Here is a 13790-nt window from a genome sequence, read left to right on the forward strand (position 1 = left end):
CCCCAGTCGTCAACACTTTGTTGAACTGTTGGTGGTTACGTTTTGATTCGGGCCGTGTGACCAGCCCTTTTCGTGTGCGATTAGCCAAGTGTGCCCGGCCCGCCGGGTCGGACAGACTGGGCTCAGCCGGTCTTCGAGCCGTCCTGCCGGTTGAGGTAGTTGTACACCGTGAACCGGCTGACGCCGAGCGCCGACGCCACCGTCTCCACCCCGTGGCGGACGGTGAACGCGCCGCGCTCCTCCAGGAGGGCGACCACGCGCTGCTTCTCCCAGCGGTCCAGCTCGGTCAGCGGACGGCCGTCGAACTGACGGGTCATCTCGGCCAGCAGCCGCTCCAGGGCGCTGCTCAGGTGCGGGAGGCGGACGGCGACGGCCGCCTGACCGTCCCACTCCAGCAGTACGTCGTCGGCCCGGGCCTCGTCGATCGAGACCTGGGTCGCGCCGACGGCCTCCAGCAGCGGCTTTATCGCCGCGGCGAGCGGGTGTTCCAGGGCGTCGCTCATGGGGTACCCACTCCTTCCTGGTGCTGGTCCAGCACGCTGACCTGGACCGAGATCCGGGTCGCGCCGGCAGCCAGCGTCTCGTGCAGCAACTTGGTCACGGCGGCGAGTACCTGTTCGGCCTCGCCCTCGGCGCCGGTCCCGAACGGACCGACCGCGACGTCCAGCCCGGCCTCGTCGACCACCTTGCGGGCGGCCACCGCGTGTTCGGGGAACGTGTCCAGCTCGAACGGCTCTGTCGTGAACTCCACCATCAATCGCACCTGCTCACTGTATCGATCAGGGGTCGGGGTGGAAGAGGTCGCCCCAGGGATGAGGGAGCTTCAACAAAATGTTGCGGCGGTCTTGACGGTCTCTCGGGTCGCGGGGCATGCTTCCACCAAGCAGAATCGCTCTTCCGGATCGTGGAAGTTGCGAACGGAAGAGTGAAAGGTGATTGACGTGACTGCCGCTTCCAAGCTGAGCTACACGGTCAACCTGTCGATCCTGTTCAGCGAGCTTCCGCTCCTGGAGCGCCCCGCCGCCGCCGCGGCCGCCGGCTTCACCGCCGCCGAGCTGTGGTGGCCGTTCGGTGAGAACCACACCCCCTCGGACGCCGAGCAGGACGCGCTCCGCAAGGCCTTCACCGACGCGGGCGTCCAGCTCACCGGCCTCAACTTCCTGGACGACCTGACCAAGGGCGCCCGCGGCACGGTCTCCGTACCGGCCGAGAGCGAGCGCTTCCGGGAGAACATCCCGGTCGCCGTCGCGCTCGCCGAGTCGCTCGGGACCAGGGCGCTCAACGCGCTCTACGGCAACCGGGTGGAGGGCGTCTCCGCCGCGGAGCAGGACGAGCTCGCACTGGAGAACCTCACCCTCGCCGCGCAGGCCGCCCACTCGATCGGTGCCGTGCTGCTGATCGAGACCCTCAACAAGGCCGAGTCCCCGGACTACGCGCTGGTCACCGCCGAGGCCGCGATCGCGGTCGTCGACAAGGTGAACGCGGCCACCGGCCTGGGCAACGCGAAGTTCCTCTGCGACCTCTACCACCTGGCCCGCAACGGCGAGGACCTGGCGGCCGTGATCGCCACCCACGCCGACAAGATCGGCCACGTGCAGATCGCCGACACCCCGGCCCGCAACGAGCCCGGCACCGGCGAGCTGGACTTCGAGGACCTGTTCGCCCGCCTCCTTGCGGCCGGCTACACCGGCCGGATCGGCCTCGAGTACCGCCCGGCGAACGGCGTCAGCGCCGACAGCTTCGAGTGGCTCCCGCGCGAGTACCGCGCCGGCTGAGCCGTCCGGTTCAGAGCCCTCTCCCACCCTCCAAGTACGAAGGAACGCGACGCATGAGCGCCTCCCGCAAGATCGCCTTCATCGGCCTCGGCATCATGGGCAGCCCGATGGCCGCCAACCTGGTGAAGGCCGGCCACGACGTCACCGGCTTCAACCTGACCCAGCCCCCGATCGACGCCCTGGTGGCGGCCGGCGGCAAGGGTGCGAGCTCCATCGCCGACGCGGTGAAGAACGCCGAGATCGTCATCACCATGGTCCCCGCCGACCCGCAGGTCGAGCAGGTCATCCTCGGCGAGGACGGCGTGCTGGCGAACGTGGCCGAGGGCACCCTGGTCATCGACATGTCGAGCATCACCCCGCAGACCTCGATCAAGGTCGAGGCCGCCGCCAAGCCGAAGGGCATCCGCACCCTGGACGCCCCGGTCTCCGGTGGCGAGGCCGGCGCGATCGAGGCCGTGCTCTCCATCATGGTCGGCGGCGACACGGCCGACTTCGCCGAGGCGAAGCCGATCCTGGACGCCCTCGGCACCACGGTCATCCACGTCGGCCCGGCCGGTGCCGGTCAGACCGTGAAGGCCGCCAACCAGCTGATCGTGGCCGTCAACATCCAGGTGCTGGCCGAGGCCGTGGTCTTCCTGGAGAACGCGGGCGTCGACCTCCCCGCCGCCCTCGACGTGCTCGGCGGCGGTCTGGCCGGTTCGACCGTGCTGAACCGCAAGAAGGCCAACATGATCGACCGTCAGTTCGCCCCGGGCTTCCGGATCGACCTGCACCACAAGGACATGGGCATCGTCACCGACGCCGCCCGCGCCGTCGGTGCGGCCCTCCCGGTCGGCGCGGTGGTGGCCCAGCTGGTCGCCTCCGCCCGTGCCAACGGCGACGGTTCGCTGGACCACTCGGCCCTGCTGCGGGGCGTCGAGCGCCTCTCGGGCCGCGAGGTCAAGTAACCCCATAGCTCCTCCTGGTGGCGTGTACCTGTCCGGTCGTGCCCGCGCCACCAGGAGGCCAGGTTCGGTCGGCAGGCGGGCTGGGGCTCATACCGCTCCCCTGCCGACCGTCCCAAAACCGGTGACACACGCACTACCCTCCCGGGTGCACTTCGGTCGTGCTCGCGTGTGTCACCCGGCCCCCTCCTTCGCCGAGGGGAGCCTCTCGTACGTCGGAAGCGGGACGAGAGGAACGGCGGGGAGGGGGCGCACCCCCAAACTTCTGGGCACATTGCATTTGGACGCGAGCGATTTTGAACGCCAGCGATACGGAAAGAGGCCCACGCATGCCCGTCACCCCCACTCAGGGTCATGTCGTCGTCGCCCCCGACAAGTTCAAGGGCACGTTGGAGGGCGCCGAGGTCGCCGCCCGGATCGCGGCCGGCATCCGCCGGGTCGCCCCCGGCGTGGAGATCCGTGAGCTCCCGGTCGCCGACGGCGGCGAGGGCACGCTGGCCGCCGCGGTGGCCGCAGGCTTCAAGCGGGTCGCCGTGAAGGTGGCCGGTCCGACCGGCCTGCCGGTGGACGCCGCGATTGCGCTGCGGGACGACACCGCCGTGGTCGAGCTGGCGCAGTCCTCCGGACTGGCCCGGCTCCCCGGCGGCCGGACGGCCCCGCTCGCGGCCGGCTCCTACGGCGTCGGTCAGCTGATCGGACGCGCCGTCAGCCTCGGCGCGAAGCGGATCGTGCTCGGTCTCGGCGGCAGCGCCTGCACCGACGGCGGTGCGGGGATGGTCCAGGCGCTCGGCGTCGGCCTGTACGACGCCGACGGCACCGAGCTGGCGCCCGGCGGCGCCGCGCTGCGCAAGCTGGCCAGGATCGACCCGGGGTCGCTTGCCGACACTCTCACCGGCGTCGAGATCGTGGTCGCCTGCGACGTGGACAACCCGCTGCTCGGCACCCGTGGTGCGACGGCCGTCTACGGCCCGCAGAAGGGTGCGGACGGCGACGACCTGCTGATTCTCGAAGAGGGCCTGACCCGTTGGGCGGACGTGGTCCGCGACACCACGGGCCGGGACTTCCGGAACGCCCCCGGCGCCGGGGCCGCAGGCGGGGTGGGCTTCGCCGCCCTCGCGCTGCTCGGCGCCACCATGCGGCCCGGCATCGAGCTCCTGCTCGAGCTGCTGGGCTTCGACGAGGCCGTGCGTGGGGCACGCCTCGTCGTTACCGGCGAGGGTTGCCTGGACGCGCAGACGCTCCACGGCAAGGCCCCCGCCGGCGTCGCTGCGGCGGCCACTCGGGCGGGGGTTCGGGTGGCCGCCGTCGCCGGACGGCTGGAACTCTCGGAGGACCAGTGGCGGGCGGCGGGCTTCGTGGCGGCGTACGCGCTGACCGACCTGGCCGAGCGGCCGGGCGACAGCATGACCAAGGCGGGCGAGCTGGCCGAGGTGGCCGGAGAGCGCCTCGCGGGCGATCTGCTGCAGTCCTGACTCATCGTACTTTCCTACATTGACGTTTTGTTGAAGGCGGGCCTAGGCTCCCGGTTCACGGGCCCCAACTGCCGGGCGCGCCTTCGGTATACCCCCACTCGTACTATCGGTTCGGAGGTCCCAGATGCCCCTCAGTGAGACGCCCGCGATCACGGCGGTGATTCGTTCCCGCCGGGTGGTCCTGCCTGACGGCGAGCGTCCCGCTGACGTGCTGATCCGGGACGGCAGGATCGAGCAGATCGCCGAGTACGGCTCGCTGCTGGTGGGAGACCGGCAGCTGACCGACCTCGGTGACACCGCGCTGCTGCCCGGCCTGGTCGACAGCCACGTGCACGTGAACGAGCCCGGCCGGACCGAGTGGGAGGGCTTCGCCACCGCCACCCGGGCGGCCGCCGCCGGCGGGGTCACCACGATCATCGACATGCCGCTGAACTCCATCCCGCCCACCACCACGGTGGACGGCCTGGCGGCCAAGCGGAAGATCGCCGAGGGTCAGGCCTGGGTCGACCTCGGTTTCTGGGGCGGCGCGATCCCCGGCAACGTCGAGGACCTCGAACCCCTGCACCGCGAGGGCGTGTTCGGCTTCAAGAGCTTCCTCGCCCCCTCCGGGGTGGACGAGTTCCCGCACGTCGAGCAGGCCGACCTGGAGCTGGCGCTGGCCGAGCAGGCCAGGATCGGCGCGCTGGCCATCATCCACGCCGAGGACCCGGCCGTGCTGGAGGCCGCCCCGCAGCAGCCGGGCGTGCACTACCGCGACTTCCTGGCCTCCCGCCCCGACGACGCCGAGGCGGCGGCGGTGGCCCGACTGCTCGACACCGCCCGCCGGACCGGCGCCCGGGTGCACATCCTGCACGTCTCCTCGGCCGCCGTGCTGCCGCTGCTCCGGCAGGCCCGCGCGGACGGTGTCCGGGTGACCGCCGAGACCTGCCCGCACTACCTCACGCTGGCGGCGGAGGAGGTGCCGGACGGCGACACCGCGTTCAAGTGCTGCCCGCCGATCCGGGACGAGTCCAACCGTGACCAGCTCTGGGCGGCGCTCGCCGACGGCGAGTTCATCGCGGTGGTCTCCGACCACTCGCCCTCCACCCCGGATCTGAAGCTGCTGCAGAAGTACGGCGGCAGCGGTGACTTCGCGGCCGCCTGGGGCGGTATCGCCTCGCTCCAGCTCGGCCTGCCGGCCATCTGGACCGAGGCCCGCCGACGCGGCCACTCGCTCTCCGACGTGGTGCGCTGGATGAGCAGCGGCCCGGCCTCGCTGGTCGGTCTGACCGGCACCAAGGGCGCCATCGCGGTCGGGTACGACGCGGACCTGGTGGCCTTCGACCCGGACGCCGAGTTCGCCGTGCACGCCGAGAACCTGCACCACCGCAACCCCGTCACGCCGTACGCGGGGAAGACCCTCAGCGGCTCCGTCCGCACCACCTGGCTCCGTGGGCAGGTCGTGGACGTCGACGCCGCACCGTTCGGCCGTCAGATCACTCGAAACTAAAGGAGACTCAAGTGAGTACCAGTCAGTCCCCGAGCGCTCCGTTCACCGAGCTGGTCAACCTGGCCTCCCGCCTGCTGGGCGCCGGTGTGGTGGCCACCAACGAGGACACCTTCGCCGACGCGGAGAACCTGCTGGTCGCCAAGCCCGCCGAGTTCCGCCCGCACACCTTCGGCCACAAGGGCCAGATCATGGACGGCTGGGAGTCCAAGCGCCGCCGTGGCGTCTCGGCCGAGCAGCCGCACCCCACCGACGATGACCACGACTGGGCGATCGTCCGGCTCGGCGTGGCCGGCGTGATCCACGGCGTGATCGTGGACACCGCGTTCTTCACCGGCAACTACCCGGAGACCGGTTCGGTGCAGGGTGCCTCGATCCCCGGGCACCCGTCGCCGGAGGAGCTGGCCGCCGCGGAGTGGGTCGACCTGGTGCCGCGTACCACGCTCAAGGGCAACACCGCCCACGAGTTCGAGGTCACCGACCCGACCCGGTACACCCACGTCCGGCTGAACATCTGGCCGGACGGCGGTGTCGCCCGGCTGCGGGTGCACGGCGAGGTGGTGACCGACCCGCGTGAGCTGGACGGCCTCACCTTCGACCTGGCCGCCCAGGAGTTCGGTGGCGTGGCCGAGGCCGCCTCGGACCGTTACTTCTCCTCCCCGCACAACCTGAACGCTCCGGGCCGCGCCTCCGTCATGGGCGACGGCTGGGAGACCCGGCGTCGGCGCGACAAAGCCAACGACTGGGTACAGATCGCCCTGGCCGGGGGCGGCGAGGTCCTGGCCGCCGAGGTGGACACGTCCTACTTCGTCGCCAACGCCCCTGGCTGGGCCGACCTGGTGGGCTACGACGCCTCCAACGGCGGTGACCCGTCGTCGGATGCCGACGGCTGGTTCGAGCTGCTGCCCCGGACCCGGCTCCAGCCGGACACCCGGCACCGCCTCCGGCTGACCGCCGGACGGACCGTCACCCACGTGCGGATCAACGTCTACCCGGACGGCGGCCTGGCCCGCCTCCGGCTGACCGGCAGGCTGACCGAGGCCGGCCGCGCCGCCCTCGCGCTGCGCTGGTTCAACACCGTCCCGGCCACCGAGGCGGCCGCCGCGCTGACCGAGGCCGGACTCACCGCGGCGGAGGCCACCGAGCTGACCGCCGCCCGTCCGCTCGCGGACGCCGCCGCGACCACCGCCGCCGTCGCTGCCCTGCAGCCGACCGACGGCCCCGACGGCGAGCAGTCCTCCCGCCGCCGTTCGGCCATCTGGCGCCTGCTCGGCGTCTGACCCTCCTCCTGCACCTACTGAAGGACCGTCATGTCGAAGACCCTGACCACCGAGTCCGGCGCCCCGATCGCCGACAACCAGAACTCCGCCTCGGCCGGCGAGTACGGCCCGCTGCTGATCCAGGACCAGCAGCTGCTGGAGAAGCTGGCCCGCTTCAACCGCGAGCGCATTCCGGAGCGCGTCGTGCACGCCCGTGGCTCCGGCGCCTACGGCTACTTCGAGGTCACCGACGAGGTCTCGCAGTACACCCACGCGGACTTCCTCGCGGAGGTCGGCAAGCGCACCGAGGTCTTCCTGCGGTTCTCCACGGTGGCGGGCAACCTCGGCTCCAGCGACGCGGTCCGCGACCCGCGCGGCTTCGCGCTGAAGTTCTACACCGCGCAGGGCAACTACGACCTGGTCGGCAACAACACCCCGGTGTTCTTCATCAAGGACCCGATCAAGTTCCCCGACTTCATCCACTCGCAGAAGCGCGACCCCTTCACGGGCGTGCAGGAAGCCGACAACGTCTGGGACTTCTGGGCCCACTCGCCGGCCTCCACCCACCAGATCACCTGGCTGTTCGGCGACCGCGGCATACCGGCCTCGTACCGCCACATGAACGGCTACGGCTCGCACACCTACCAGTGGGTCAACTCCCAGGGCGAGGCGTTCTGGGTCAAGTACCACTTCAAGACCAACCAGGGCATCCGCTCGCTGGACGGCGGCCAGTCGGCCGAGGTGCTCGGCGCCGACGCCGACAGCCACCAGCGTGACCTGCACCAGGCGATCGAGCGGGGCGTCTTCCCGTCCTGGACCCTGTACGTGCAGCTGATGCCGGTCGCCGAGGCGGCGGACTACCGCTTCAACCCGTTCGACCTGACCAAGGTCTGGCCGCACGCGGACTACCCGCTGGTCAAGGTCGGCCGCCTGGTGCTGAACAAGAACCCGGAGAACGTCTTCGCGGACGTGGAGCAGTCGGCCTTCTCACCGAACAACTTCGTCCCCGGCATCGGCCCCTCCCCGGACAAGATGCTCCAGGGACGCCTGTTCGCGTACGCCGACGCCCAGCGCTACCGCCTCGGGGTCAACCACACCCTGCTCGCGGTGAACGCCCCGAAGGCGACCGAGGCCGCCAACTACGGCCGGGACGGTCTGTCGGCGGTCAACGCCGCCGGCCGTGGCAAGAACTACGAGCCCAACTCGTACGACGGCCCGGCGCAGACCGACGCCCCGCTGGCCGCCCCGGTCCGGCTGGACGGCCACACCGGGACGTACACCACCCCGGCGCACACCAAGGACGACGACTTCTTCCAGGCCGGTGAGCTCTACCGCCTGATGTCGGACGGCGAGAAGTCCCGCCTGATCGACAACATCGCGGGCTTCCTGGCCCAGGTCAGCCGGGACGACATCGTCGAGAAGAACCTCGCCCACTTCCACGCGGCCGACGAGGAGTACGGCGCCCGCCTGGCGGCCGCTGTCGCCAAGCTCCGCGCCGGTAACGACAACTGACCAACCCTCATCGGTGACCGGGCGCACACCCGGTCACCGACCGACGGGCCTCTCCCCCCAGGGCAGTGGGGGAGGGGCCCGTTTCGGCGTTCCCTGGCATATGCCAACTGAGCAGGTGTCGACTCGGGCCGGTGCGCGGGCGCCCGGGTGGTTACGCTGGACTGATTGGCAGGGACGGGGAAGGGGACGCCATGTCGGTACGGGGACAGGGGGCTTCGGTCTCGGCCGGGCCGTTCGGGGTGATGCGGCGCGCCCTGCGGGTGCTGGAGACGGTGGACCGCCACCCGGGCGGGGTGCCCGAGGCGGTGCTGGCGCGGGAGTTGGGGCTGCCCGGGGTGGTGGTCAGGGAACTGGCCGAGGCGCTGGAGCTGGAGGGGTACCTCGCGCTGGAGGACGGGCTCTGGGTGCTCGGCGGGGCGGTCGCGGTGCTCGGCCAGCAGAACCGGGAGCAGCTGGTCCGGGTCAGGATGGAGCACCGGCTGGCCGAGCTGCGGGACGAGCTGGGCGCGGCGGTGTACTTCAGCCGGTACCACGACGGGGAGTTGACGGTCGAGGTGGTCTCGGCGGCCGAGCACGCCCCGGCGGTCCGCGAGTGGGTCGACTTCCGGGCCACCGCGCACGCCAGCGCGATCGGCAAGTGCCTGCTCAGCCAGCTCGACCACGACGGCCGGCGGGACCACCTCTCCCGGCACCCGGTGGCCCGGCTGACCGCCCGCACCATCACCGACCAGCAGCAGCTGATGCACCGGCTGGAGTGCCAGCCCGCCACGGTGCCGGTGCTCGACATCCAGGAGTACGCGCTCGGTACGGTCTGCGCGGCCGTGCCGGTCACGGCCGGCAGCACGGTGGGCTGCCTGGCCACCTCGCTGCCGGTCGGTCAGGTGCACCGGCTGCGGGCGGCGGCGGAGCTGCTGGCCGAGCGGGCGGCGCCGCTGATGCTGGCGATGGCGGTCTGAGGCGGCGGTTGCGGGCGGCGGGGTTATTAGACTGGCTGTCGATAAGAACGGCCGAACCCCTTGTGGGCGGTCGTACCCGCGAGTAGGTTGCCTGGAGTCGAGCCGCCCACCCCTCGGCCAGGAGGTCCGCCATGCCGCCCCGCCCCGTTGTGCCCCCCGCCGTCCACGACAGCCTGGTGCTGGAGCCCCGTGACGTCCGGTTCGACTGGTCGCAGCTGCCGCTGCACTGGATCCCGGACGAGCCGATGGCCACCCACACCGTCAACGTCCTGCACCTGCTGCTGCCCGAGGGTGAGCGCTGGTTCGTCGAGGTCTTCAAGGACGCGCTCCCGCTGATCACCGACGACCAGCTCCGCGAGGAGGTGCTCGGCTTCATCGGCCAGGAGGCGATCCACGCCGAGGCGCACCAGGAGGTGCTGGACCACCTGCTCGGCCAGGGCCTCGACCCCCGGCCGTACGTCCGGCAGGTCACCTGGCTGTTCCGCCGGGTGCTCGGCAAGCGGCCCGGCCTGACGCCCGCTCAGCAGCGGGAGAACCTGATCGAGCGGGTCGCCTTCGTGGCCGCGATCGAGCACTTCACTGCCTTCCTGGGCAACTGGGCGCTCAACTCACCCGGCCTGGACCGGGCCAAGGCCGACCCCACCATGCTCGACCTGCTGCGCTGGCACGGCGCCGAGGAGGTCGAGCACCGCAGCGTCGCCTTCGACCTGATGGTCCATCTGGACCCGGGCTACCTGCGGCGGCTGCGCGGCATGCTGGTCTCCGGTCCCACCCTGATCCACCTCTGGATCCGCGGCGTCCGCTTCCTGCTCGCCGCCGACCCCAGCCTGAACGGCTCGGTCCGGCCCACCTGGCGCGAGGCCCAGCGGATCGCCCGCCGGGGCCTGCTCCCCGAGCCCTCGCGGATGGCCCGCTCGGCGCTCCGCTACTTCCGCCCGGGCTACCACCCCACCCAGGAGGGCTCCTCCAGCCAGGCCCTCAGCTACCTGGCCGGCTCCCCGGCCGCGCGGGCTGCTGCCGCAGGCTAGGCAGCTGCTCAACCGTGTGAAACCAGGGGCTCGGGGAACTGCGAGGAGATCTGGCGTGCGGGTCACTGCGAAAGTGCCTGACCATTCACGCACGTTGAACGCTCCTGAGGTCGGCGCCGCCGTTCCCCGGGCCCCTACCTTCCGAACCTTGTGCCTTGGAGCTGCCCCGATGGACCTCGAAGCGTTGCCGCCGGATCTGTACGGCCGCCCCCAGCCGGACGGCTTCCTGCGGCGGATGACCGCGTTCGCCGAGTGGTACGACCCGATGATGGGGCGGCCGGGGCTGCGCCGGAGCCCGCGCCGGCCCGGCCCGAGGCCGACGCCGCCGCTGCAACTGGTGGTCACCGTGCACCGGTCGGTCGCCGAGGACGTGGTCGAGCTGCGGCTCGCCGACCCGGGCGGGAGCCCGCTGCCGGCCTGGCAGCCCGGCGCGCGGATCGAGCTGACGCTGCCCTCCGGCCTGGTGCGGCACTACTCGCTGTGCGGCGACCCGGCCGACCGGAGCAACTACCGGATCGCGGTCCGCCATCTGCCCGAGGGCGGTGGCGGTTCGGCCGAGATCCACGACCGCCTGCACCCGGGGGTGCGGCTCACCGCCCGTCGGCCCCGGAACGGCTTCGCGTTCTGTGCCGAGCCGGCCGTGCTGCTGCTGGCGGGCGGGATCGGCATCACCCCGCTGCTGCCGATGGCCCGGCAGGCCCAACACCTCGGTCTGGACTGGCGGTTGGTGCACGTCGGCCGCAGCGCCGAGTCGATGCCGTTCACCGAGGAGCTGCGCGCGCTGGACCCGTCCAGAGTCGAGTTCCTGACCGAACTCACCCCGGCCGCCGAGCTGTTGGCCCGCGCCCCGCGCGGTGCGGCGGTGTACTGCTGCGGCCCGGCCCCGATGCTGGCCGCCGTCCAGCAGGCGTACGACCCGGCCGTCACCCGCGCTCTGCACTTCGAGCGCTTCGGTGCCGCCCCGATCCTGAACGGCCAACCGTTCACGGTCCAACTCGGCGAGGACGGCGCACAGTTGACCGTCCCCGCCGACCGCTCCGCGCTGGACGTGCTGCGCGAGGTCCGCCCCGGGCTGCCGTACTCCTGCCACCAGGGCTTCTGCGGCACCTGCAAGGTAGGACTGATCAGCGGCACACCCGTTCACCGCGATCGCCGTCTCACCGAGGAGGACCGGGCCGCCGGGGCGTTCCTGCCCTGTGTCTCCCGGGCTGCCGAGGGCGAGACCCTGGTACTGGAGGTCTGACCGATGACGTTCCCCTTCACGGAGCACGACCTCACCCGGTTCCGGGAGACCCAGCAGCTCGCGTACCACTGCGCCGAGCAGGTCGCGGCCTGGATCGAGCCCGGGGTGACGGAGCGGCAGGCCACCGGCAAGCTGCGCCAGTGCCTGGTCGCGGCCGGTGTGCAGGACTTCTTCCACGTGCCGTTCGCCTGGTTCGGCGACCGGACGGCGTTCCGGCACTTCCACACCCCGCTGCAGTTCTTCGCGGGCAGCCGGAAGCTCGAGGAGGGCATGCCGTACGTGCTGGACTGCGCCCCCGTGGTGGACGGCTACACCGCCGACATCGGCTACGGCGGCAAGGTCGGCGAGAACCCGCTCTGGGACAAGCTGGCCGGGGACCTCAAGGTCTACCGGGAGCTGATCCTGCGCGAGGTGCAGGCCCGGAAGCCGCTGAACGAGATCTACGCCGCCGTGGACGCCCAGATCGCCGCGCACGGCTACGACAACCGGCACAAGGTCTACCCGGGCCGGGTGATCGGCCACCAGGTGACCCGGATGACCGCGCGCGGCCCGGCCGGGGTGAACCTGTTCGGCTTCGGGGTGCGTACACTCCAGACGCTCGGCCGGGAGCTGATCAGCGAGCGGCTGCACGGCCGGTCACCGCTCTGGGCCGACGGCCGCTCCTCCCGGCACGCGCCGACGCCGGGGATCTGGGCGGTCGAGCCGCACATCGGCTTCCGCGAGGTCGGCATCAAGTTCGAGGAACTGCTGGTCGTGACGGACGACGACGCCTACTGGCTCGACGACGACCTGCCGCACGTCCGCCGCTGGACCACCACCGAGGGAGCTGCCCGATGATCAGCCGCCGCACCGTCGACTCCGGCGGCCTGCCGCTCGCCGTCTTCGAGCAGGGCGACCCCGCCCACCCGACCGTGATCCTGGTGCACGGGTATCCCGACACCCACGTGGTCTGGGACGACATCGCCGAGGACCTGGCGGTCGACCACCACGTGGTCCGCTACGACGTACGCGGCGCGGGGGAGTCCGGCGTCCCCTCCGCGCGCCGGGAGTACCGGCTGGAGCTGCTCGGCGCCGACCTGTTCGCGGTCGCCGACGCGGTCAGCCCCGACGCGCCCGTGCACGTGGTCGCGCACGACTGGGGCTCGGTGCAGTCCTGGGAGGCCGTCACCGAGCCGGGCGCCGAGCAGCGCATCGCCTCGTACACCACGATGTCGGGGCCCTGCCTGGACCACCTGGGCTTCTGGATGCGCAAGCGGTTCCGCCGTCCGACGCCCCGTCACCTGCGGCAGTTGCTGGTGCAGGGTGCGCACTCCTGGTACATCACCGCCTTCCACCTGCCGCTGCTCGCCCCCGCCACCTGGAAGCTCTGGCTGGCCAAGTCCTGGCCCCGGGTGCTGCGTGACCTGGAGGCGGTCAACCCGCGCCCCGGGCACCCGCAGGCCACCCTGAAGCAGGACGCCGTACGCGGGATCGAGCTGTACCGGGCCAACATGCGGCCGACCATCCGCAGCCCGCGCGAGCGGTACACCGAGGTCCCCGTCCAGCTGCTCACGCTGAGCCGGGACCACTACGTGCAGGAGTTCCTCTCCGAGGGCCTGGAGCACTGGGTGCCCCGGCTGACCCGACGGACCGTCAACGGCACCCACTGGTCGGCGCTGCTGGAGCACGGCCCGGTGGTCGCCTCGCACGTCCGCAGCTTCACCGCCGCCGTCTCGGCCGGCTCCGAGCCCGAGGCGACCGGTGAACTGGTGGTGATCACCGGCGCGGGCAGCGGCATCGGCCGGGCCACCGCGCTGGCCTTCGCGGCCGAGGGAGCGCGGGTGGTGGTCTGCGACCTGGACCTCGAATCGGCCGTCCGCACCGCCGAGTTGTGCACCCTGAGCGGCGGTACCGGGTACGCGCACCAGCTGGACGTCAGCGACGGCGCCGCTTTCGACGCCTTCGCCCAGCAGATCGCCGCTGAGCACGGCGTCCCCGACGTACTGGTCAACAACGCCGGCATCGGCCACTCCGGCACCTTCCTGCAGACCACCGAGAAGGAGTGGCAGCGGGTCCTGGACGTCAACCTCTGGGGCGTCATCCACGGCTGCCGCGCCTTCGGCACGTTGATGGCCG

13 protein-coding genes are annotated in these 13790 nt (G+C 71.7%); 11 read left to right on the forward strand and 2 right to left on the reverse strand.

What is annotated here, in order from left to right; all coding sequences use genetic code 11:
* Positions 1-122: 122 nt before the first annotated feature.
* Complete coding sequence (locus ASC99_RS34895) at positions 123-503, reverse strand: helix-turn-helix domain-containing protein (RefSeq protein ID WP_057239713.1); 381 nt, start codon at positions 501-503, stop codon at positions 123-125.
* Positions 500-754, reverse strand: coding sequence for a thiamine-binding protein (locus tag ASC99_RS34900; RefSeq protein ID WP_200948515.1), 255 nt, complete (start codon positions 752-754; stop codon positions 500-502). The genes ASC99_RS34895 and ASC99_RS34900 overlap by 4 nt, the downstream gene beginning before the upstream one ends.
* Positions 755-932: 178 nt before the next feature.
* Here ASC99_RS34900 and ASC99_RS34905 point away from each other — a divergent pair, with 178 nt between their 5' ends.
* The 11 genes from ASC99_RS34905 to ASC99_RS34955 form a co-directional block, all read left to right on the forward strand.
* Positions 933-1775, forward strand: coding sequence for a TIM barrel protein (locus ASC99_RS34905; protein ID WP_057239717.1), 843 nt, complete (start codon positions 933-935; stop codon positions 1773-1775).
* A gap of 53 nt (positions 1776-1828) precedes the next feature.
* The gene (locus ASC99_RS34910; protein ID WP_057239719.1) at positions 1829-2722 is read left to right on the forward strand and encodes a 2-hydroxy-3-oxopropionate reductase; all 894 of its coding nucleotides are present in this window, start codon (positions 1829-1831) and stop codon (positions 2720-2722) included.
* 326 nt (positions 2723-3048) lie between these two features.
* Entirely contained in the window at positions 3049-4191 is a 1143-nt protein-coding gene (locus ASC99_RS34915; protein WP_057239721.1) for a glycerate kinase, read from the forward strand.
* Positions 4192-4315: 124 nt separating this feature from the next.
* Positions 4316-5680 carry an allantoinase AllB gene (allB, locus tag ASC99_RS34920; protein WP_057239723.1) on the forward strand — a complete coding sequence of 455 codons (1365 nt, stop codon included), beginning with the start codon at positions 4316-4318 and terminating at the stop codon, positions 5678-5680.
* Positions 5681-5691: 11 nt separating this feature from the next.
* Entirely contained in the window at positions 5692-6957 is a 1266-nt protein-coding gene (gene alc, locus ASC99_RS34925) for an allantoicase (protein WP_057239725.1), read from the forward strand.
* Positions 6958-6987: 30 nt separating this feature from the next.
* Positions 6988-8448, forward strand: a complete 1461-nt coding sequence (locus ASC99_RS34930; RefSeq protein ID WP_057239726.1) for a catalase — start codon at positions 6988-6990, stop codon at positions 8446-8448.
* 191 nt (positions 8449-8639) lie between these two features.
* Positions 8640-9404 (forward strand): IclR family transcriptional regulator, encoded by a 765-nt coding sequence (locus tag ASC99_RS34935; RefSeq protein ID WP_057239728.1) that lies wholly within the window; start codon positions 8640-8642, stop codon positions 9402-9404.
* A gap of 131 nt (positions 9405-9535) precedes the next feature.
* On the forward strand, positions 9536-10432 hold the full coding sequence (locus tag ASC99_RS34940) for a metal-dependent hydrolase (RefSeq protein ID WP_057239730.1): 897 nt from the start codon (positions 9536-9538) through the stop codon (positions 10430-10432).
* 169 nt (positions 10433-10601) lie between these two features.
* Positions 10602-11675, forward strand: a complete 1074-nt coding sequence (locus ASC99_RS34945; RefSeq protein WP_057239732.1) for a PDR/VanB family oxidoreductase — start codon at positions 10602-10604, stop codon at positions 11673-11675.
* 3 nt (positions 11676-11678) lie between these two features.
* Positions 11679-12512 carry a M24 family metallopeptidase gene (locus ASC99_RS34950; RefSeq protein ID WP_057239734.1) on the forward strand — a complete coding sequence of 278 codons (834 nt, stop codon included), beginning with the start codon at positions 11679-11681 and terminating at the stop codon, positions 12510-12512.
* Positions 12509-13790 (forward strand): SDR family oxidoreductase (locus ASC99_RS34955; protein WP_235583196.1); only part of this gene is annotated, 1282 nt, incomplete at its 3' end. The genes ASC99_RS34950 and ASC99_RS34955, both read left to right, overlap by 4 nt.

The sequence above is a fragment of the Kitasatospora sp. Root107 genome (assembly GCF_001424875.1).
Lineage (GTDB): Bacteria > Actinomycetota > Actinomycetes > Streptomycetales > Streptomycetaceae > Kitasatospora.

What these genes read in the sequence shown, in the direction of transcription:
- ASC99_RS34895 (WP_057239713.1), bottom strand. Translation starts at nt 503, where the DNA reads ATGAGCGACGCCCTGGAACACCCGCTCGCCGCGGCGATAAAGCCGCTG.
- allB (WP_057239723.1), top strand. Translation starts at nt 4,316, where the DNA reads ATGCCCCTCAGTGAGACGCCCGCGATCACGGCGGTGATTCGTTCCCGC.
- ASC99_RS34950 (WP_057239734.1), top strand. Translation starts at nt 11,679, where the DNA reads ATGACGTTCCCCTTCACGGAGCACGACCTCACCCGGTTCCGGGAGACC.
- ASC99_RS34900 (WP_200948515.1), bottom strand. Translation starts at nt 754, where the DNA reads ATGGTGGAGTTCACGACAGAGCCGTTCGAGCTGGACACGTTCCCCGAA.
- ASC99_RS34935 (WP_057239728.1), top strand. Translation starts at nt 8,640, where the DNA reads ATGTCGGTACGGGGACAGGGGGCTTCGGTCTCGGCCGGGCCGTTCGGG.
- ASC99_RS34945 (WP_057239732.1), top strand. Translation starts at nt 10,602, where the DNA reads ATGGACCTCGAAGCGTTGCCGCCGGATCTGTACGGCCGCCCCCAGCCG.
- ASC99_RS34930 (WP_057239726.1), top strand. Translation starts at nt 6,988, where the DNA reads ATGTCGAAGACCCTGACCACCGAGTCCGGCGCCCCGATCGCCGACAAC.
- ASC99_RS34940 (WP_057239730.1), top strand. Translation starts at nt 9,536, where the DNA reads ATGCCGCCCCGCCCCGTTGTGCCCCCCGCCGTCCACGACAGCCTGGTG.
- ASC99_RS34910 (WP_057239719.1), top strand. Translation starts at nt 1,829, where the DNA reads ATGAGCGCCTCCCGCAAGATCGCCTTCATCGGCCTCGGCATCATGGGC.
- ASC99_RS34915 (WP_057239721.1), top strand. Translation starts at nt 3,049, where the DNA reads ATGCCCGTCACCCCCACTCAGGGTCATGTCGTCGTCGCCCCCGACAAG.